This is a genomic window from Zooshikella ganghwensis (assembly GCF_018263875.1).
Taxonomy (GTDB): Bacteria; Pseudomonadota; Gammaproteobacteria; order Pseudomonadales; family Zooshikellaceae; genus Zooshikella; species Zooshikella ganghwensis.
The window spans coordinates 113,808-134,544 of record NZ_JAEVHG010000001.1; the positions used below are offsets into that span (position 1 = coordinate 113,808).

General features: G+C 42.7%; 20 protein-coding genes and 1 other RNA gene. 14 read left to right on the top strand and 7 right to left on the bottom strand.

From position 1 onward, the window contains the following. Positions 1 to 31 precede the first annotated feature (31 nt). Positions 32 to 787, bottom strand: a complete 756-nt coding sequence (gene cysZ, locus KHS79_RS00460; protein WP_212715721.1) for a sulfate transporter CysZ — start codon at positions 785 to 787, stop codon at positions 32 to 34. 567 nt (positions 788 to 1,354) lie between these two features. Between cysZ and trxB the strand changes: the two genes are divergently transcribed. From trxB to KHS79_RS00480, 4 genes are all read left to right on the top strand, one after another. Beyond that, positions 1,355 to 2,305, top strand: coding sequence for a thioredoxin-disulfide reductase (gene trxB / locus KHS79_RS00465; protein ID WP_212715723.1), 951 nt, complete (start codon positions 1,355 to 1,357; stop codon positions 2,303 to 2,305). A 223-nt stretch (positions 2,306 to 2,528) separates the two neighbouring features. Beyond that, positions 2,529 to 3,311: a GumC domain-containing protein gene (locus KHS79_RS00470; protein WP_212715724.1), complete on the top strand. Its 783-nt coding sequence runs from the start codon at positions 2,529 to 2,531 to the stop codon at positions 3,309 to 3,311. Positions 3,312 to 3,691: 380 nt separating this feature from the next. Next, positions 3,692 to 4,729 (top strand): glutathione synthase, encoded by a 1,038-nt coding sequence (gshB, locus tag KHS79_RS00475; protein WP_094788402.1) that lies wholly within the window; start codon positions 3,692 to 3,694, stop codon positions 4,727 to 4,729. After that, positions 4,713 to 6,776, top strand: coding sequence for a flavohemoglobin expression-modulating QEGLA motif protein (locus KHS79_RS00480; protein WP_212715726.1), 2,064 nt, complete (start codon positions 4,713 to 4,715; stop codon positions 6,774 to 6,776). Before gshB ends, KHS79_RS00480 begins: the two co-directional genes overlap by 17 nt. Here KHS79_RS00480 and KHS79_RS00485 read toward each other — a convergent pair. Next, positions 6,769 to 7,248 (bottom strand): YhcB family protein, encoded by a 480-nt coding sequence (locus KHS79_RS00485; protein ID WP_094788400.1) that lies wholly within the window; start codon positions 7,246 to 7,248, stop codon positions 6,769 to 6,771. The genes KHS79_RS00480 and KHS79_RS00485 overlap by 8 nt on opposite strands. A 295-nt stretch (positions 7,249 to 7,543) precedes the next feature. Here KHS79_RS00485 and zapE point away from each other — a divergent pair, with 295 nt between their 5' ends. Beyond that, positions 7,544 to 8,644 carry a cell division protein ZapE gene (gene zapE / locus KHS79_RS00490; protein WP_212715728.1) on the top strand — a complete coding sequence of 367 codons (1,101 nt, stop codon included), beginning with the start codon at positions 7,544 to 7,546 and terminating at the stop codon, positions 8,642 to 8,644. A 68-nt stretch (positions 8,645 to 8,712) separates the two neighbouring features. On the opposite strand, the gene KHS79_RS00495 is transcribed toward zapE, so the two are convergent. Further along, positions 8,713 to 9,756 (bottom strand): NADP(H)-dependent aldo-keto reductase, encoded by a 1,044-nt coding sequence (locus KHS79_RS00495; RefSeq protein ID WP_212715730.1) that lies wholly within the window; start codon positions 9,754 to 9,756, stop codon positions 8,713 to 8,715. A 408-nt stretch (positions 9,757 to 10,164) separates the two neighbouring features. On the opposite strand from KHS79_RS00495, the gene rplM reads away from it, so the two are divergent. The 7 genes from rplM to KHS79_RS00530 all read left to right on the top strand — a co-directional run bounded on the left by rplM (position 10,165) and on the right by KHS79_RS00530 (position 15,072). After that, a complete protein-coding gene (gene rplM, locus KHS79_RS00500) occupies positions 10,165 to 10,593 on the top strand; it encodes a 50S ribosomal protein L13 (protein WP_094788397.1) in 429 nt (142 codons plus the stop codon). 14 nt (positions 10,594 to 10,607) lie between these two features. Beyond that, positions 10,608 to 11,000, top strand: coding sequence for a 30S ribosomal protein S9 (gene rpsI / locus KHS79_RS00505; RefSeq protein WP_027706446.1), 393 nt, complete (start codon positions 10,608 to 10,610; stop codon positions 10,998 to 11,000). Between the two features lie 251 nt (positions 11,001 to 11,251). Further along, entirely contained in the window at positions 11,252 to 11,845 is a 594-nt protein-coding gene (gene petA, locus KHS79_RS00510) for a ubiquinol-cytochrome c reductase iron-sulfur subunit (RefSeq protein WP_212715732.1), read from the top strand. 10 nt (positions 11,846 to 11,855) lie between these two features. Continuing rightward, positions 11,856 to 13,067, top strand: a complete 1,212-nt coding sequence (locus tag KHS79_RS00515) for a cytochrome b (protein ID WP_027706444.1) — start codon at positions 11,856 to 11,858, stop codon at positions 13,065 to 13,067. Beyond that, positions 13,067 to 13,822: a cytochrome c1 gene (locus tag KHS79_RS00520; RefSeq protein ID WP_094788395.1), complete on the top strand. Its 756-nt coding sequence runs from the start codon at positions 13,067 to 13,069 to the stop codon at positions 13,820 to 13,822. Before KHS79_RS00515 ends, KHS79_RS00520 begins: the two co-directional genes overlap by 1 nt. Positions 13,823 to 13,929: 107 nt before the next feature. After that, positions 13,930 to 14,559: a glutathione S-transferase N-terminal domain-containing protein gene (locus tag KHS79_RS00525; protein WP_212715734.1), complete on the top strand. Its 630-nt coding sequence runs from the start codon at positions 13,930 to 13,932 to the stop codon at positions 14,557 to 14,559. A gap of 99 nt (positions 14,560 to 14,658) precedes the next feature. After that, positions 14,659 to 15,072 (top strand): ClpXP protease specificity-enhancing factor, encoded by a 414-nt coding sequence (locus KHS79_RS00530; RefSeq protein ID WP_325167624.1) that lies wholly within the window; start codon positions 14,659 to 14,661, stop codon positions 15,070 to 15,072. Between the two features lie 49 nt (positions 15,073 to 15,121). Here KHS79_RS00530 and KHS79_RS00535 read toward each other — a convergent pair whose 3' ends face one another. The 4 genes from KHS79_RS00535 to KHS79_RS00550 all read right to left on the bottom strand — a co-directional run bounded on the left by KHS79_RS00535 (position 15,122) and on the right by KHS79_RS00550 (position 18,846). Then, complete coding sequence (locus KHS79_RS00535; RefSeq protein WP_027706440.1) at positions 15,122 to 15,697, bottom strand: BON domain-containing protein; 576 nt, start codon at positions 15,695 to 15,697, stop codon at positions 15,122 to 15,124. 20 nt (positions 15,698 to 15,717) lie between these two features. Beyond that, on the bottom strand, positions 15,718 to 16,302 hold the full coding sequence (locus tag KHS79_RS00540; protein ID WP_027706439.1) for a phosphoheptose isomerase: 585 nt from the start codon (positions 16,300 to 16,302) through the stop codon (positions 15,718 to 15,720). Between the two features lie 271 nt (positions 16,303 to 16,573). Further along, the gene (locus tag KHS79_RS00545) at positions 16,574 to 16,948 is read right to left on the bottom strand and encodes a YraN family protein (RefSeq protein ID WP_212715736.1); all 375 of its coding nucleotides are present in this window, start codon (positions 16,946 to 16,948) and stop codon (positions 16,574 to 16,576) included. A gap of 8 nt (positions 16,949 to 16,956) precedes the next feature. Further along, positions 16,957 to 18,846 (bottom strand): penicillin-binding protein activator, encoded by a 1,890-nt coding sequence (locus KHS79_RS00550; RefSeq protein WP_212715738.1) that lies wholly within the window; start codon positions 18,844 to 18,846, stop codon positions 16,957 to 16,959. Positions 18,847 to 19,345: 499 nt separating this feature from the next. Here KHS79_RS00550 and rsmI point away from each other — a divergent pair, with 499 nt between their 5' ends. Further along, the gene (rsmI, locus tag KHS79_RS00555; protein WP_212715740.1) at positions 19,346 to 20,194 is read left to right on the top strand and encodes a 16S rRNA (cytidine(1402)-2'-O)-methyltransferase; all 849 of its coding nucleotides are present in this window, start codon (positions 19,346 to 19,348) and stop codon (positions 20,192 to 20,194) included. A 10-nt stretch (positions 20,195 to 20,204) separates the two neighbouring features. Continuing rightward, positions 20,205 to 20,563: RNase P RNA component class A (rnpB, locus tag KHS79_RS00560), an RNA gene on the top strand. Positions 20,564 to 20,737 lie beyond the last annotated feature (174 nt).

The following is a 20,737-nucleotide window of genomic DNA, read 5'->3' on the forward strand; positions in this document are numbered from 1 at the left end:
ACGAAGGTGTGAAAAAAATATGATGTTAATATTATTGCTCGTAGAGCTTTTCATTGACCCAAAGAATTGTTCCTCCGGCAACGGCTGCAGGAATAACGAGTAAGTTGACAAAGGGGATAAGCGTCATTAAATAGACAAGCCCGCCAAAGCTATAAGTCATACTTTTACGTTGTTTTAGTTTGTTCAAAAGTGCAGGAAATGGCACTTTGTTATTGTCGGCGGGAAAATCGGCATATTGAACCGCCATCATCCAGGCACCCCATATCAACCAGACAATAGGCGCAATAAAGTTAATGACAGGAATAAACGTCAGTATTACTAATAATAGCCAGCGAGGGACAATGTAGCCTAGCTTTCGAAGCTCGCGGCTTAATGTTCTAGGAATCAACAAAGAAAGCTCTTTCCAGTCTAGAGGGGTTTCTGATACTGGTAGGCCTTGTTGTTGGCGAGTATGTTTCTCCACCGCTTCTGATAAAAAGCCGTTAAACGGAGCTGCAATAAAATTAGCTATCAACGAAAATGAAAAAAATACCAGCAAACACATTAGGATTAAGGCTATAGGCCATATAAGCCAACTAAGAAAACTTAAGAATTCGGGTAGCCAAGCTATGAAGTTGCTAATTTGTGAATCAATAAAGCCAATAGAATAATAAATCATCACGGAAAAAAGGATGATATTAAGAGTAAGCGGGATAAATACAAAGCGGCGCATCCCCGGCTGAAAAATTAGTTTTAAACCGGCAAAAAAATAGTGCGTTGATTGATTGGATTGCTGCATAGTAGCCATAGCGTCTGAAGGGTTTTTGATTAATCTTTACAGTCATTGCGTAGTATATCGTGGAGCATATACCCTTCACGAATCATTTTTAGGGTTTGTTGTCGGCGCTTTTCACCCCAGTCACTTATTAATATAAGCTACTGGAGGCTTCATCGCTTGACGGCCGCCCCTAAAAACCCTTCGTTTTAGGTATAGTATGCGTATCAAGTTCATCTAACATTGAGGTTATTTGGTCACAGTGTTACATGCTAAACAGTGTGTTTTGATGTTTGATAGTTTTTTTATATTAGCTTGATTGTTTTTATCAACTACTCAGTGGCTGTCTAGTTAACGTATCATAGCGACATGAAAAGCTTTGTCGACTGTGTATCTCTCGTTATGGATGTTATTTTTTGCTAAAGAGAGGGCGAAAGAGTCTTTGAAACTGTTAAAGTTACCGCTTTGTGAAATAGACTCACTCGTCGACTGAATAATCGCCTGTATAAGGCGGTATCTCAGAAAGTAGCAAGTATAATCGCATCTCGCTAATGCAGTGAATTATATAAGGCTTTGCAAAGAATTAAGTGGAGAAAAGTAATGGCCGATACAAAGCATGCACGTTTGTTGATATTAGGATCAGGTCCTGCCGGATACACTGCAGCTGTCTACGCTGCTAGAGCTAACCTTAACCCTGTATTGATTACCGGCATGCAAATGGGTGGACAGTTAACTACTACAACAGATGTGGATAACTGGCCTGGTGATGTGGAAGGATTACAAGGTCCTGCTTTGATGGAGCGGATGCGTGAACATGCAGAGCGCTTTAATACAGAGATTATCTTTGACCATATCAATAAGGCAGATTTATCTCAGCGTCCTTTTCGATTAGAAGGTGATAGCGGTGTTTATACTTGTGATGCGTTGATTGTAGCAACGGGGGCAAGTGCCCGTTACTTAGGTCTGCCCAGTGAAGAGGCTTACAAAGGAAAAGGTGTATCTGCTTGTGCTACTTGTGATGGCTTTTTTTATAAACAACAAGATGTTGCGGTCATTGGTGGTGGTAATACAGCGGTTGAGGAAGCACTTTATCTATCAAATATTGCTAAATCAGTAACACTGGTTCATCGACGTGATGAGTTTCGCGCTGAAAAAATACTGCAGCAAAAGCTGTTTGATAAGGTTAACAACGGCAATATAAAGCTGGTGTTGGATAATACCTTGGAAGAGGTATTGGGCGATGATCAGGGCGTAACAGGTATTCGTGTTAAAAATGTTAAATCAGGCGAGGTGACTGACATTAATGTAACCGGCGTTTTTATTGCCATTGGTCATACACCTAACACAAGTTTGTTTGTAGACCAGTTAGAAATGAAAGATGGCTATATTAAGGTTAATAGTGGGCTTAATGGCAATGCGACAGCAGCAAGTATACCTGGTGTGTACGCCGCTGGAGATGTGATGGACTATGTTTATCGCCAAGCAATCACTTCTGCCGGTACTGGATGTATGGCCGCACTTGATGCAGAACGTTATTTAGATGAACAGTAAAAAATAAAATAGTTTACATGTGAACGACTTAGCCGGCATCGCCGGCTTTTTTTGTTTTTGGTGTTTTTTTGATCATCAAAAAATCATGTTGATGGTAATTTGTTGACAAAGTTATTGTATTTTTAAAGCGGCTGACTTTATGTGCTACTTTTAAAAATAATGATAATTAAATAAGAGTACTATACGTCATTTTGTACTAAACATCGCAAGGACTGCGAGAGCTATGGATAATCAAGTACCTATCAAAAACAGTCATGCATTACAGCCGTTAGCGTCAGTAGATGATGAAATTTCTTTAGTTGATATTATTAAGGTGTTGGTGAACCATTGGCGTTGGTTGTGTGGCATTACTGCGACAATTATTGTTGTAACAGTAGCGGTGGCTTTAATTAAGCCTGATGCATATACTTTTGTCAGTATTTACCAATTAGCTAAACGTAGCTGGAGTGACTATATTGAGCCTCCTCAAGCTGTCGTTCAGAAAGCAAATAGAGTTTACTATCCGCAAGTATCTCGTGAGTTTACCCAGCGATATCAACTTCAAGATTTACCTTTTAAAGTATCTTTCCAAGCGCTTAAAGATACCGGTTTAATTATGATTTCCAGTGATGCCCGTTTAGCTGGTAAAGATAAAGTGAGCGAGTTTCATAAAATTATTGTTGAAAAAATTCATGCTGCACAAACTGAAATTGTTGAACAGGCTTCAAGAAGTATTAAGCAACAGCTGTTGTCTACTAAGAAAACGTTGGAGCAAGTGGATGGGCATGCACCACCGGCTAAAACAATGGAGTTACTCATGAAGGTTACCACTTTGGAAAACCAGCTAAGTGAATTGCAAGGAGGGGTGATTATCGAGACCGCAACACAAAGCTTGCAACCAAAGGGTATAAGTAAAATGCTTTTGATTACCATTGGTTGCTTGCTGGCCATTATGTTTGGAATGTTTGGTGCCTTTATTGTAGAACTGGTTAATAGGGTGCGTTTAAATTTATCGCTGGCTACTTAGCCGTTTTTAGTTGTTCATCTGTAGGGAAATTACCTATAAAAAAACAGTATTAAGTGAATAGAAGGATGTGTTAATGCAATACCTGTATTTTGCTTTCCCCTAACCACTTTTAAAGTAACATTTGAGGTATTTTGAGGTAGGTGCCAAGTAGAACCTGGACAAAGGTGTTTTTGAAAGTGACCTTCAAGTAGTTAGGATTGATCTATATTTCTTTGTTGATAAGCAAGATAAAAAGATTGTTTTTCTGGTCGATTCAGTATAAAAGGATACTTAGGTTGCACTGACTTACTCTTCCTACTGATGATACTCCCTGTATCTTTTCCGCAGTGTGGTGCAGCTATCAATTAACCTGTTCCAATCCAGCCTTTGGAGCGTAATAAGTGAAAATTTGTTTTCTTATGTATCCTTGGGAGCGGATTTCTCCTGAGACAGATACGACTCTGCGCTTGATACATGAAACAGTAAGTCGTGGACATACTGTGGCCTTGACAACGCCTAACAGTCTAACAATTCGTGATAATACAGCGCATGCGTTTTGTAATGTATTTAAGAAAACGACAAAACTGACCAGTAATATCCCTAGCTTTTATAAAACGGCTGACTTTAAGCGTTCCAAGCTGCCGCTGGCAGGCTTTGATGTCATTATTATGCGGGCAAATCCACCTCTGGATACTGTAGCGCTAAACTTTTTGGACTCAGTTCGAGACGATACATTCATAATGAATGATATTGATGGTTTGCGTATTGCCAATAATAAACTGTACACCGCTTCTTTTAGTGGTGAAGCGCAAAAGTATATTCCTGTTACACATGTTTCTAAAAGCCGTGAGTATTTAGAGCGAGTGTTAATGGAGAATGAGGCAGATCGAATGATCCTGAAACCTCTAAATGGTTTTGGTGGACAGGGTGTTATCGTTATTGAAAAACGAGCGCGACAAAGCTTTCGCTCACTTTTGGATTTTTATATTGGCAGTGGTGATAAAAGCAACTATGTCATTTTACAAGAATATGTTCCAGGGGCTGAGCACGGAGATGTGCGCATCCTTATGTTGAATGGTGAGCCTATAGGTGCTATGCGTCGCCGCCCTGCGGAAAATGATGTGCGCTCAAATATTCACGCCGGTGGCACGGAAGTTAAACATGTATTGACTAAAGAAGAAAAAGCTTTATGCCAGGCAATAGGCCCTAAACTGGTGCGAGATGGATTGTTTTTTGTGGGGCTTGATGTCATTCATGGCAAGCTGATCGAGGTAAATGTATTAAGCCCTGGTGGAATTACACGTATTAACCGCCTTAATAGGACCAAACTGCAGAAGAAAGTGATCGATTTTGTGGAAAATGTAGTTTCTGCTAAAGAAATGATAGCGCAGCGAAAAACTGAGTTTCGCAAGGTGATTGAAGATGCAGAGTCGTACTGAAGCTGACATTGTCAAAGCCATTAAAGCAGGTGAACTCTTTGAGTGCAGTATTGAAGATGGCTCTTTTCAGATTAAAGTTGAAGATTATGTGCCTTTTATTTGTACTGCTATTCATAATGGAAGCCAGTTACGCTCGGAGTTAGTTAATCGCTGTCTATTAGATACCGACCAGCGCTATTTTGAGGAAGATCCATATACCGGAGAATTGATCCGTTCATTACCAATAACATTGGTAGCCTGTGACTCCAGATATGAATACGACTTAAACCGTCCATTAGCTCAATGTGTTTATAAGAGAGCTTGGGGGTTAAAAGTTTGGCGCTCACCTTTAACGGATAAGCAGTGGCATCGAAGTGCTGAAAAGCATCGCCAGTTTTACCGTATTCTTGATGCATTGATAGCTGCACTAGAGCAGCGTTTTGGTGCTAGTTTGGTATTTGATATTCATTCCTATAACAAAGGCCGACAATCTGATGATGCTCCTGTATTTAACTTAGGGTTAGAGCAGGTAGATATGGATCGTTGGACGCCAATCATAGAGCGTTATCAAAACTGTCTGGAGTCCTTGCAGCTACCTAACTTGAAGACCAGTGTGGAAATTAACCGAGTATTTTATGGGCGAGGCTATATGATTGCTCATGTAAACAGCCGCTTTGAAAATACCTTGGTTATCCCAACAGAAATTAAAAAAGTGTTCATGGATGAAAAGAGTGGTGAGCTTTATCCATTAGTATTGCAGAGTTTAAGTGAAGGAATGAAGCATACTGTAGTGGATACAGCAGCATTTTTTGCGAGGCGCTTTACAAAGAAAAAACAGGCCAAACGCAAGCATATGCTGGCCAGCTTAGTTGACCCCGCTATTAAGCGGGTTGATCGAGCATTATATCAGTTGGCAAAAGGTGTAAGCACGCTACAGTATGTTAACCCTATAAATATCGCTCATGAAATGAAGCGGTTTTTTTCGCACAGAACAAAGTATCAGCCTGAGTTTACCTATCGCCAGTTGGCAATGGACCCTTATTTACTAAGAGAAAAATTATATCGTCTACCCGTTGATGAAATCCGAGATGCAGGGATTCAGCAATTGTATCGTGAGGTTATTGATACTATCTCTATGAAGGTTGATTTGTTGGTGAGTATTGGTACTGAGCGGTTTATTTATAACTCTTTACGTTACTATGGTGAGCCAGGTAAACAGGATATTGATAATGCGCGCTTTTTACTCTATGCACCTGCTATTGCAGAGCAGGAGGAAAGCCCGGCTTACAATGCTGAGCAAATGCGTGAGATTTTGCAGCAAAAAGCTGTCGAATGGGGGCTGAACTGTAAAGTCGAAACCAGTTCTCGTTTGGTTGCGGCGGCCATGGTGAGTAGTGGGCGGAGAGCGTTATTGGTTCGCAAAGATGCCAAGGTGACAGCCACGGAACTGCAGGCGTTAGCTCATCATGAGTTGGGTGTTCATATGGTGACAACCTTGAACGCAGGTTTACAGCCATTAAAGGTGTTTTCTTTGGGGTTGCCAGATAACACGCTAACTCAGGAAGGTTTGGCTATTTTAAGTGAACACTTTTCAGGTAATTTGACTTTAAAGCGCTTAAAAATGCTTGGATTACGAGTCCTTGCTGTAGAACAGATGCTACTTTATCGTGATTTTCGACATACTTGGCTGTATTTAACCGAAGAACACCATATGAAGCCAGATGAGGCATTTCGCTTAACAACCCGAGTACACCGTGGTGGTGGCTTTACCAAGGATTATTTGTATCTACAAGGGCTATGCCAGGCAGTACAACTCTATAAAACACAGCCTATTCGCAACTTATTTATTGGTAAAACTGGTTTTCGTTTTTTACCGATTATTAATGAAATGATTGAGCGGGGTATGGCTAAAAAACCTGAGTGGTTACCAGCGTTTCTTTCTAGCCCTGTGGAAGCGGGTCCTGTAATGGACTACTTATTGCAGTCCATTCAGCCTTTTGATGTCAGTAAACAGCAAACAATAGTGATCACGCCAAATACAACCAGTGAGATTAAACAAGCTATTTAGCAGGTTGTGGTTGTATTGGCTGTTGCAAGCCAAACTCTTCAGAAAGAGTCCCTTTTTCATCCGGAGTTGATTTGGGGGCGTAGTCCTTGGGAGGTGATAATAGGGTGTCATCACTTTTTTCACGACTCTCAGGTGGTTGCTCTGGTGACAGAGTCTGGCTTGCTAATAAAGCATCAGAGAGTTGGTGAGATGCCGATGGATCTTGACTCAGTGACGCCGCACCATTTGCCATATGTACCTGCAAGTCTTTGTAAGCATCGGTGACACGGTTAAAAAGCTGGGCTGTTTGATTAAAGTGTTCATCAAGGTTTTGTTGGTGTTTTTGCATTTGCTTTTCCATGGCGGACAGCTTTGCCTCTAACTGGCTTCTCTCTACACCGCTCGTTGAGGCTCGATAAAGCCATGCGCCGATGATTGAGCCGATGACAAAGCTAATACTGCAGGCAAGCCAAAGATTCTCTGTCAGTTCCATGTTGTTACCCCCCTCTCACTTGTACTGAAATAAAAATTACTCAAGCAAGATTTGTGCAGGTTTAGTGTTGATTGTGTTTCAATGCTTGTGACGTTTTTGTGGCCAGCCTAGATTTCATCATATTTTCATTGAGTTGCCATTTATAGGCGTGGCCATTAAAGTTTCCTAGCGTGCAGGGACATTAAACACATAAAGAGGGGGGGATCGCAAGCCTCCGTAATATTCGCTGACAGTATTTGAGCACAGCTGACTGTGCCTTTTACTTTGAAGTATAAAAAAGCTAAGAGTATTTACCATGAGCCCTATTGAGCGTTACCAGCGGGATTTACAACGAGAGGATTTCTTATACGATGCAGCACAAGAGCAGGCGGTAAAACACCTTCAGCGTCTATATGAGGCACTGCAATCGGCATCAATCCGGCCAGCTAAACGTTCCTGGCTATTTTTTCGCATAAAAAAAGTAGAAGCACCTATTAAAGGTCTCTATTTCTGGGGAGGGGTTGGCAGAGGCAAGACTTACCTCGTCGATACGTTTTTTGAAAGCCTGACAACCCAACAGAAATGGCGTACTCATTTTCACCGCTTTATGATGCGCGTCCATCAGGAATTAAAAGCCATTCCAGGCGAAAAAAATCCACTAGAGCAAGTGGCACAAAAATTATCCGCAGACTTTCGTATTATTTGTCTTGACGAGTTTTTTGTCACTGATATAACGGATGCCATGATTTTGGCGGGGCTTCTGCAAGAGCTTTTTGCCAGAGGTGTAACGTTGGTAGCGACGTCAAATATTGTGCCTGATGACTTATATAAAGATGGTTTACAGCGACAGCGCTTTTTGCCGGCAATTGAATTATTAAAGACACATACTGAAGTGGTTAATGTCGACAGTGGTATTGATTACCGATTGAGAGTTTTAGAGCAGGCAGAGATTTATCATTACCCCCTGGATAAGCAAGCCAAACAGCAGTTAACTGAAAACTTTAAAAATCTTTCTGTATTAGGTGAGGGTAATATTGTTGAAGATGCCACCCTTGAGATTTTGGGACGAGATATCCCCTTTAAAAAGGTGTGTGATGGTATTGTCTGGTTTTCATTTGCTCAACTCTGCGATGGACCGCGTAGTCAAAATGACTATATTGAGATCAGCCGGCAGTTTCATACAGTATTACTGGATGAAATTCCTCAGCTTACCGCAAAAGATGATGACCTAGCGCGTCGTTTTATCAATTTGATTGATGAGTTTTATGATCGCAATGTGAATGTGATTATGTCTGCAGCTGTAGCTGTTACGGAGCTTTATCAAGGGCAGAATCTGAGCTTTCCATTTAAGCGCACTGTCAGTCGCTTACAAGAAATGCAGTCACATGAGTATTTGGCGCGACCACACCAGGCTTAGGTGCTGAGAAGGCTCAAGCACTCTTGGTCTTTTGGGAGTAAAGTGAGTTGAGCCTTTTATTTTTGAGCCTATGGGGCAGGGTTTGAATACTGTTGGTGGATTTGTGCTATCCCATCCAGAATCTCATTAGGTAAGGTTATTTTCCTGCTGGCAATATTGGTTTTTAATTGATCAATGGTTGTTGCACCTATGATTGTGCTAGTTGTGAATGGCTGGCTATTGACAAAGGCTAATGCCATTTGAGCTGGATTAAGCCCATACTGCTGTGCCAGTTGAACATAAGCCTCAGTTGCTTGTTGGGCATAGTGGTTATTATAACGACTAAAGCGACTAAATAGCGTTAGACGTGCCCCCACCGGTTTAGCACCATAAAGGTATTTCCCTGAAAGCACACCAAATGCCAGGGGAGAATAGGCGAGTAAACCCACAGACTCTCTTTGGGCAAACTCAGCCAGACCAACCTCGTATGTTCTGTTGAGTAAGTTGTAAGGGTTTTGGATACTGACAATCCTGGGCCAGTTATGCTTATCCGCAAGTTGTAGGTATTGACTAACCCCCCAGGGTGTCTCATTGGAAACACCTATGTATCGTACTTTACCACTCTTTACTAGCGAGTTTAGAGCAAAAAGCGTTTCTTCAATGGATGCAATGTCAGGGCTATCTTCAGCAAACTGATAACCTAGTTGACCAAAAAAATTTGTGCTGCGCCCTGGCCAGTGTATTTGATAAAGGTCGATATAATCAGTGTTTAAGCGTTTTAAAGAGCCTTCTACAGCACGCATAATGTCTGTATGTTTTAAAGTTGGTCCTGTTTCATTGATATAACTGACCCAGTCTCCGGGTCCAGCAGCTTTAGTTGCGATGATAAGGTTGCTCCTATGCCCGTGCAGGTTTAGCCATTTGCCAAGAATTTTTTCTGTAGTGGCATAGGTGTTGGCTTTGGGTGGGACTGGGTAGAGCTCTGCAGTATCAATAAAATTAACCCCGTGGCTGGTAGCATAGTCAAGCTGTTGAAAAGCATCAGCTTTACTGTTTTGTTCCCCCCAGGTCATTGTACCTAAACAGAGCTGGCTCACATTTAGCGAAGTGTTTGCTAATGGTCTATAGTCCATGAGATAAGTCCTAGCTGAGAATGGATAGCAAAGTCTGTTGTAGCCTGTTCGCGCGTAGAATGATGTTTTTAGTCTCGTACTTGATATCTGTACAAAAGCTAGTAAGCGTATCAGCCTGGTATGTTTAAAAGCTCGCTGACATTTGTTTTGTGAGGTATATAGCGCTCTTGCATGGCTTTGGAAGTATTCTGACTGAGTTATATTGTAGAGTTTTGTCAGTTTTCGGTTGCCAAAGTGTCTTTCAGGTCGCTTAGGACTTTTAAAATTTAGCCTGATGCGTATAATTGCGCATTCGTTTCCCAACGTCTAATGCCCCTTAAACGCAAACATCACTTTACATCTCAAGCCAAGGTGATAGGGGTGTTTGGTTTTGCCGGTAATTTATTCGGTCAATGAGGCAATTGTTTAATGAAAACGTTTAGTGCTAAGCCAGAAACAGTAAAGCGTGACTGGTACATTGTAGATGCAGCAGATAAGACCCTGGGTCGTCTTGCTACTGAACTTGCTCGTCGTTTACGCGGCAAGCATAAGCCAGAGTATACACCTCACGTTGATACTGGTGATTACATTGTTGTTATCAATGCTGAAAAAGTCCGGGTAACCGGGAATAAGAGCAAAGATAAGATGTATCACAGCCACACTGGCTACCCTGGTGGATTGCGTAGCATCAACTTTGAGGGCCTGATCAATAAAGCACCTGAACGTGTAATTGAGTCCGCAGTAAAAGGCATGCTGCCTAAGAATGCACTGGGTCGTGCGATGTATCGCAAGCTAAAAGTCTATGCTGGTACTGAGCATCCCCATACTGCGCAACAACCACAGGTTCTGGAAATTTAAGATAAGGTCTGGCTATGTCTGCTACTCAATACTATGGAACAGGTCGTCGTAAGTCTTCGACTGCTCGTGTCTTCCTGAAATCAGGTTCTGGTGCAATTATTGTTAATGGTCGTGAGCTGGATCAGTACTTTGGTCGTGAAACTGCTCGCATGGTCGTTCGTCAGCCTTTAGAGCTGGTCGAATTGACTGACAAGTTTGATATAAAAATTACTGTGACTGGTGGTGGTGCTGCTGGTCAAGCAGGTGCAATTCGTCATGGTATTACTCGTGCCCTGATGGATTACGATAACAATCTCCGTCCTTCATTGCGTAAAGCGGGTTATGTTACTCGTGATGCGCGTGAGGTTGAGCGTAAGAAAGTTGGATTGCGTAAAGCGCGTAAGCGTCCTCAGTTCTCCAAGCGTTAATTTACGCATTTACATTGCCCACTTCATTGTGGCTGTAAAATACCCGGCATTGACCGGGTATTTTTTTGCTTAAGCGTTGAGCATTTTCACTTCTTAAGTCTTACAAAATACCCTTAAGGTTGCTAGGTGAAGGGATTTTCTTTAACATTCGCAAAATTTTAATCATTTTTATAAGTCTGACGCTTTATATCTGTTCTGATTCTTCAGCTGCAAATTCGACGGGTCATGTCTCTGATGGGGAGAATAATTTAATGACGAATGACGGCGTGAATAAAACCCGGCGTCGCTTTCTTGTGGGCGCTACGTCAGTAGTAGGGGCTGTTGGTACAGTGGGAGTCGCCATCCCATTTGTAAAATCCTGGAACCCAAGTGCCAAGGCTAAGGCCGCGGGAGCCCCAGTTAAAGTGAACATCGCCAAGGTGGAGCCAGGTCAGCAAGTTGTTGCTGAGTGGCGAGGTAAGCCTGTATTTGTTGTCCGGCGAACGGAAGAAAGTTTAGCCAACATCAAAAAAATGGATGAGCGTGTTGCTGATCCTGGTTCAAATGAGGAGCAACAGCCTGAATATGCAAAAAATGAGTATCGTTCACGTAAACCAGAACTTTTAGTGTTGGTTGGCTTATGTACACACCTGGGCTGCTCTCCAAAATATCATCCTGAAGTTAAGGCCATGGATTTCGATGAACAATGGCTGGGAGGCTTTCACTGTCCCTGTCATGGCTCCAAGTTTGATTTAGCTGGCAGGGTTTATAAAGGAGTGCCTGCACCGCTGAATCTAGAGGTGCCCCCTTACTCATTTGAGGATGAAAACACCCTAATCATCGGGATTGATGAGGAGAACGCTTAATATGAGCAGAATGCAAAGATTCATGGCCTGGGTCGATGCGCGTTTTCCCGCCACAAAGATGTGGGAAGAACACTTAAGTAAATATTACGCGCCGAAGAACTTTAATTTTTGGTACTTTTTTGGCTCTCTGGCTTTATTGGTACTCGTTAACCAGCTATTGACGGGTATCTGGCTGACTATGAGCTATAAACCATCGGCTGAAGAGGCATTTGCTTCCGTCGAATATATTATGCGTGATGTTGAATGGGGTTGGCTGATTCGCTACTTGCACTCGACAGGAGCTTCTGCATTTTTCGTTGTGGTTTATTTGCACATGTTTCGCGGTATTTTATACGGATCATACCGTACACCTCGAGAGCTAGTATGGATATTTGGTATGGCCATTTATTTATTATTAATGGCTGAAGCATTTATGGGGTACCTGTTACCGTGGGGGCAAATGTCCTATTGGGGGGCTCAGGTTATTATTTCACTGTTTGGTGCTATTCCTGTGATAGGTGCTGATTTACAACAGTGGATTAGAGGGGATTACTTAATCTCTGATATTACCCTCAACCGCTTTTTTGCATTACATGTAATTGCCTTACCTCTAGTGCTGGTTGGTCTGGTTGTCTTGCACATCTTAGCACTGCATGAGGTTGGTTCTAACAACCCCGATGGTATTGAGATTAAAAAGAAAAAAGACACTAATGGTATACCTTTAGATGGTATTCCTTTTCATCCTTACTACACCGTTAAGGATATTGTGGGTGTTGTTGTTTTCTTATTTGTGTTTTGTATTGTTGTGTTCTTTTTCCCTGAAATGGGAGGGTTTTTCCTTGAAAAACCTAATTTTGAACAGGCAAATAGCTTGAAAACCCCGGATCATATTGCACCTGTTTGGTATTTTACGCCTTTTTATGCCATTTTGCGGGCAATTCCTGATAAACTAATGGGCGTTATTGCTATGGGGGCAGCGATTGCTATTTTATTTGTTCTGCCCTGGTTAGATCGTAGCCCAGTCAAATCTATCCGCTATAAGGGATGGATGAGTAAAGTAGCCATTGTGTTGTTTGCTGTTAGCTTCTTATGGTTGGGCTATTTAGGTGCTGTGCCTGCCACTGACACTCGAACGTTTTGGTCCCAAGTATGTACGGTCATTTACTTCTTATTTTTTCTGTTGATGCCATGGTACACACGGGTAGAGAAGACTAAACCAGTTCCAGAGAGGGTGACAGGCTAATGAAAAAGCAACTGATTGCGTTGTTATTAGCATGGATGCCTGTTGCTGTAATGGCCGCAGGTGGCAGTGGTTATCCATTGACCCATGTTGATATCAACTTGGAAGATAAGGCGGCTTTGCAAGAAGGTGCCAAGCTTTATATAAACTACTGTATGGGCTGCCACAGTACAGAGTTTCAGCGCTATGAGCGAGTGGCTGATGATTTAGGCATTCCTCATGAGCTTTTTATGGATAATTTGGTCTTTGATGACGCAAAAATTGGCGACCTAATGGAAAATGCCATGCGTGATGATGAGGCTAAACTTTGGTTTGGTGCTGCACCTCCTGACTTGACCCTTGTGGCTAGGGTGCGAGGTACAGATTGGTTATACACTTACCTGAATACTTTTTATGTTGACCCCAAGCGTCCTTGGGGCGTCAATAATAAAGTATTTCCTGATGTAGCTATGCCGCACGTGCTTGCAGAGCTTCAGGGGCTTCAGGAAGATACTTGTGGTGATACTGATCCCTCAACGCGTGATACTTTAACAGGTGAGCGCATGTGTGGGTTTAAACCTATTACAGGTAAAGAAGGATCAATGTCAGAGCAAGAGTATAAAGAAGCGACCAAAAACTTGGTGACTTTTTTAGCTTATGCAGGAGAACCTGCTCAGCTAGAGCGGAAACGAGTTGGTGTCTATGTGCTATTGTTTTTGGCAGTATTCTTTGTTTTTGCATACTTGCTGAAGCGAGAGTTTTGGAAAGACGTACACTAAGCAGTCATTGCTTGGTACAATAGCTTTTTAGCTAAGGTTAACAGCGTGTGCTCTTAGGAGTACGCGCATTGTTTGTTTTTTGGTTCAGTCAAAATGTGGGGTTAAACATGGGCGTAGTCGCCAAACGTTCCTCAATGACTTTTTACTCCGATCCTAAGGATCATTATTGTCATCGCGTTAGAATAGTTCTTGCTGAGAAAGGTGTGGCTGTTGATATTCAGGATGTTGATCCTGAAAATAAACCTGCCGAACTCGCTGATCTTAATCCATACAATAGTCTGCCAACACTTTTGGATCGAGATTTAATCTTGTATGAAGCCAATGTGATGATGGAGTATCTCGATGAGCGCTTCCCCCATCCACCATTGCTGCCAGTCTACCCTGTAGCTCGGGCACAAAGTCGGTTGTGGATGCACCGAATTGCCAAGGACTGGGCCACCAAGGTAGATACATTGCTGGATACTAAAACCAAAGAGACAACTGCAAACAGGGTGCGTAAAGAGCTGAGAGAAAGCTTGGTATCTACTACCCCCATCTTTATGGAAAAGCCCTTTTTCATGAGTGAAGAGTTTACGCTGGTTGACTGTTGTGTTGCTCCAGTTTTATGGCGATTACCAGTAATGGGTATTGAGCTGCCAAAACAAGCTCGACCTTTGATTGAGTATTCTGAGCGGTTATTTGCTAGGGAGTCGTTCAAAGAAAGCTTGTCAGAGGCTGAAAAGGAAATGCGTATCTAGGCAAAGCAGACTCTGTGTTTTCGCTATGAAGTCAGAGGGCTTTGGCCCTCTTAATGCTCACCAAAAAACTAGATACCCGCCAAACAAAGGAGACAATTGATGTCAATGAGCAGTAGCCGCCCATATATCATGAGAGCATTATATGAGTGGATAGTCGACAACAACTGTACCCCTTATGTATTAGTCAATACAGCGCAAGCTGGTGTGGTTGTACCGCAAGAGTTCATTAAGGATGATCAGATCGTACTCAATATCTCTCCTGTTGCTGTGCGGGACTTGTTAATGAGTAATGAGCAGATTGAATTTAATGGACGGTTTGGTGGATCACCCATGCATGTTTATGTACCTACAGGTGCAGTGATGGCGATTTATGCCAAGGAAAATGGACAAGGCATGGTCTTTGAAGTAGAGCAAACGCCTACTGATCCAGAGCCTACTCCAACCAGTCCAAGTACTGATGGACAACCTGGCTCACGGCCAAGTGGTAAGCCAAGTTTGAAAGTTGTTAAGTAAAAACGGGCCACAGTAGAATGACTTAATAGCAAGCAATGGCTTGCTATTTTTAATCGGTGTAATCAAAAATCTTAACAATTTTTTGTACGCCATAAGCTGTACGGCTAATGTCTACAGCTTGACGGGCGACAGACTGATTAACTTTTCCCATCAGATATACAATACCATTCTCTGTCACGATTTTGATTTTGCCTGCTGGGAAGTTCTTTTCAGCAAGCATTTTGGTTTTAATTTTTGAGGTTAACCAACTGTCATTACTGCGAATTAAGAACGTGGTAGCAGGACCAATTTCTAGCTCATTATAAACACGCCGTACTTTTTTAACATTACGGGCAACATCACCTGCAAGGTTACGCAAACGTTCATTCGCTACTTGTCCTGTTAATAAGACAATACCATCATAACTTGTCACTACGATATGCGACTGCTCGAGAGCTGGGTCTGCTTTGGTAATATTTACCTGAGCAACTGTTTCAATGGTGTTGTCATCAACCCAGTCGCCCACAGTCCGTGTGCTTTTGTCTTGCTGAATTGGACCATCATTCGTTGCTTTTAATATAGGGGTGCATGCTGTGGAGAAAGTTATTAAGTTGACTAAAAGGAACCATAAAATAGGATTTTTCATTTCGTTAAGCTCCACCAAAATTAAATGCCGCCAAACAAAAACTCGTCAATTAAATCACATAAGCAGTGTATGGTGAGCAGTTGAACCTCTTGAATACGCTGAGTATTAATTTCAGGTACTCGAATTTCTACATCTTCTGCATCCAATAATGCAGAAATATCTCCACCATCACCACCAGTTAATGCCACTACCAGCATTTCTCTATCATGAGCAGCCTGAATGGCCTGAACAATATTTGTCGAGCGGCCACTGGCTGAAATAACAAATAAAATGTCACTAGGTTGACCTAGAGCTCGTACTTGCTTTGAGTATATTTCATGAAAACTATAGTCGCAGGCAATGGCTGTGAGTGTAGCTGCATCTGCAGACAATGCTACAGCAGGCAGTGCGGGACGTTCTCGTTCAAAGCGATTAAGTAGTTTTGCAGTAAAATAAGCAGCACTGCTGGCTGAGTTGCCATTTCCACATGCTAAAATCTTCCCCTCATTGAGTAACGCGTTGACCATTAATTCGCTGGCTTGACCAATATGGGGGCTGAGAATTTCTGCTGCATGGGCCACTGCATCGATGCTTTCGGCAAAATGACGTGTTATGCGTTCATGCATTGGTTAAACAGCCTTACATTGTTGAATTGCTGAGGATAAAGACAGCAGTTGAAGAAATAAAGTGGTTGTCGTAAACGATTAATACAGCGTGCTGGTGGCTATCTCTTCTGACAGTCAGGCACTGATGTAACGTTTAGCTGGTGACTGAGGGTGCTATTGTAACCTGAATCAATAATGTCAGGACAGGGATGATGACAGATAAAAAACAAAAATACAGTCGTTAACAGTTTAAGTGTATTAATTAAATGAAGCTTGAGCTTGTTATTAGATGCTAGTAAGTCAACTGGATTATATTTTTGACCCATTCAGTTTGCTGGTCGGGCATTTGCCCTGTTATTGCGAGTAGATCAAAGCGGCAAGGAGGGTTGTGCTTAGCCTGTGTCAGTAGAAAGTGTTTAGCTGTGTTAATGAGTTTGCGTTGCTTACTGCTGGTTAATGTTTCAGCAGCTGTGCCATAGGTAGTATTTTTTCGATAACGAACCTCAATAAATACGAGTGTCGTTTTATCTAGCATAATGAGGTCAATTTCGCCGCCTTTCCAAGCATAATTTCGCTGCACAAGCGTTAATCCATGTTGCTTCAGGTAAGCCAGCGCGAAATCTTCATGCTGGCTCCCCCGGTGGCGATGGGAAAGGCGCCAAAACATACTCAAACTTACTGAGTACTAGGTTGGTTGAATGTCATCGTTGGTAACCGCTGTGGTTTACCCGCTTTAAAAATATACCAAGGTTGAGTTCGCTCAATTTCTTGATATGTGTTCATTGTCAGTGAGCCTGATGCACCGTTTATTTGAGTACCACTTAAGGACGCAAGTTGACCTAAGCGATCATATAAGCGGAAGGCGTCTATACCCAAGGCAAAAAGCTGAGCGTAAGATGTACCGTTGTTCTGACGCGCTTTAATAATTTCGGCTTTTAGTGGATCACTGAAATCATCATTGAGCCAGGGCATACCGGTAAAGCGAATATTGTTTAGGTCATGGTCAATTTGAGGGTTAACTGTGCCTGAAAATACATTTGCTGTAGCATAAACAGGCAGGTCTCCAGCAAAGTGATAAGCTAGAAAAGGCTTAACCAGTCGTGATTGGCTGGCACTGGCTGCAAGAAAAACAAAGTCGACATCCTGACGACGGCGCCCACTGAACTCAACTTCTTTACCTGCAAGGCGCTGGATCTCAAGGGCTCTAGCACTGCTGGCATTAACATTCATTAAGCGACCAATAACGGCTTTATAGTTATTATTTGCTTCATTGAATCGCCCAACCCCAACAACTTCACCACCCAGAGATTGTAGTTCTTGTTGAAAAGCTTCACTGGCGCGGACAGCCCAGTCACTGTCAGGAGTGATCACTACTGCAAAGCGATGACCATCATGTATTGCTTGACGAGCCGCTTGACGGCCTTCATCGTCAGCTGACAGTCCAAACTGGTAGAAAGGCCGATTGCCAGCCTGTTGACCACGATTAGCATAGTTTAATGCCATCACTGGGATTGGCAGGGCAGCATTATTTTGTAACTGTTGAACAGCATCTTTGCGTAGTGGGCCAATAGCCAGCTGTGCACCTGAAGCGGCAGCTTGGTTAAGCAAAGCAAGAGGGTCTGCTGAAGTTGTGTCATAAGGGATAATTTCTGGTACCTGACCACCGCTTCGCTGAGAGTGGTAGTAGGCAGTATAAAAGCCTAATTCAATGGCATTGCCTGCAACCTTTAGAGCACCATTTTTGGGTAACAGCAGAGCAACTTTTTGCGGGCGCTCTTGTGAGGCTTTGCTCAACAGTTGTTGAGTTTGAGGGAGTTGTTGATGCCCTGGATGGTTAGGCCACTGTTGCTGCCAGTTGGCGAAAGCCTGTAGCTGGCTTTCGATGTTATCTGATTTTTTAACAATGTTGGCCAGTTGAATATAACCAGTCAGTAAAGTGTCTGCTGTGTTCGCAGCCATAGCGTCCAGGGTTGGACTATCAACATTGAGTAAGTAACGCCACAAGCGCTGGTAAGAAAGCTGCTTTTCTCTCTCTGTTTGAAGGGGAATAGCCATCATGACTTCATCAATGGCTGCACGATACTCTTTATTCAGTGCATAGGCTTCAGCCCTAACGGCATAGGCGCGCTTGCCGACCTGACTATCAGAATTATTAATAACAGCAGGGGAGTCAAGCCACTCAAACGCTTTCATAGCGTTCATTTCTGCCAATGCCAGCTGCGCTTGGACAACGGCATAACGAGCTTGGTTTGAACCTGTCTCAACGCTGGGCGAAAGTTGCTGCAGAATATTTTTAGCTTCTGCTGTCTTTTGCTGCTCTAACAATATACTTACAGCATCCAGTCGCAGGGCATCTTGTTCTGCCCCTGTACTCTGTTCGGCACTCGAGAGAAGCTGCTGTACTTCTGCCATTGATTGAGTGGCTAGGGGATCACTTTGTGAGCTACCTGAACGGTTTATAAATGAGTTGCCGCAGCCCGTGAGTAAACCACTGATAAGGCAAGCTGAAACAAGCAGCTTGATGGCTTGCTTGAAAGGGGCTTTGATCTTTTTCGTGCTTGTCATGCTTGAATGCGATTCCTATTGCGTTGGTTTGAGCGGGTAAAAAAAGAACCTTTAGTAATTTTATCACGGTGCCCTGTCTTTAGGGATTATCAATCATGTCGCAAAAGCGCTATGCCTAGAACACAAAATGTAAGGACTGCTACTGCTAGAAAGCAGGACCCTTTAACATTAGGATAGGTCAATACTGCTAATGGTATACACCGAAATATTTGGTCCAGCTTGATGTACTTTTGCTCACTTGGCTTTACAGTTTATTGGCAAAGTGTAAAGTGAAGTACAACATTGAGTGTGGATTAACACCTATACCCTGCTATGGGTAATACTGCTTTTGCAGGGCATCACTAATTGTGTCAGCCCTATAAAAAAATACTATTTTCGAGGTGTCCATTATTCTATTTTATCTGAAAACTACACTTTTTTTATAAGCTTCATAATGACTGGCTTCACTAAAAAGTAAATCAGTCATATTGCTAACTAGGTGGGAAAGGCTCTATTTATAATGGCATCAGGTGTTTTATATATTGTTGCAACGCCTATAGGGCACTTGGATGATTTTAGTCCTCGTGCACAAAGAATTTTGCAGCAAGTTGATTTAATTGCAGCGGAAGACACTCGACATTCTTCGCGGTTGCTATCTCACTTTGGGATTACCACACCCATGGTTTCATACCATGAACATAATGAATCACAACGAACGGAGCAGCTATTAGCAAAGTTGCAGCAGGGTCAGTCAATTGCATTGATTTCTGATGCAGGTACCCCACTTATTTCTGATCCTGGGTTTGTGGTAGTGAGAAACGCAAGAAAGGCGGGTTTTCAGGTAAGCCCAATTCCAGGTCCCAGTGCGATTATGTCTGCACTATCTGTGGCAGGTTTACCTACTGACCGCTTTTGGTTTGAAGGTTTTTTACCCGCTAAAGCATCACAACGAAAGCAGCGTATTAACGAACTGGCGCAGTTGCAGGCGACATGGGTCGTGTATGAGTCAACCCATCGCATTATTGACTGTTTGGAGGATATGCAACAGGTATTGCAAAATGAGACCCAGGTAGTCGTAGCACGTGAACTGACCAAAAGGTTTGAAACAGTGTTGTCAGGTTCTGCGAGTGAGTTGCTTGAACGTTTACAAGATGAGCCGATTCAGCAGAAAGGTGAGTTTGTGGTACTTGTTGAAGGTAAGGTGGAGTCTGCTCATACTGAAAATGAAATTCCTGCAGATGTGTTACATATCTTACAAACACTTCAAACTGAGCTTCCTGTTAAGCAGGCCGCAAGCTTAACAGCAAAAATTTCTGGACTGAAGAAAAACCTGTTATACAAAGTTGCACTTTCAAATAAAGGTAGCTAAGCTTCGCGGCTGAGTTGGCCAGACAGTCGCTGTAATGCTTTTAGCATTATGGAGGAAAGTCCGGGCTCCATAGGGCAAAGCGCCAGGTAACGCCTGGGGGGTGTGAACCTACGGAAAGTGCAGCAGAGAGTAGACCGCCTAAGCAAAGTACTTTACTTTGCCGGTAAGGGTGAAAGGGTGCGGTAAGAGCGCACCGCGTGAGTGGTAACACTTCACGGCATGGTAAACCCCGCTTGGAGCAAGACCAAATAGGAATTCATTGGTGTGGCCCGCACTGAATTCGGGTAGGTTGCTTGAGGTGTATAGTGATATACATCCCAGATGAATGACTGTCCATGACAGAACCCGGCTTATCGGCCAACTCACTTTTTTATTTCCCACATTATCGCTTGTTTTCATTAGCTGAAGTGAGCTTAGATTGATGGGATATAACATCTGAAAACGAAGTACTCTGCACAATGTTCAACAATATGTTGCACTTCCATGCTTTTCCCTCAATTAGGTGTTTTACAGAAATAATTAATCCATACGTCACGTCAATTC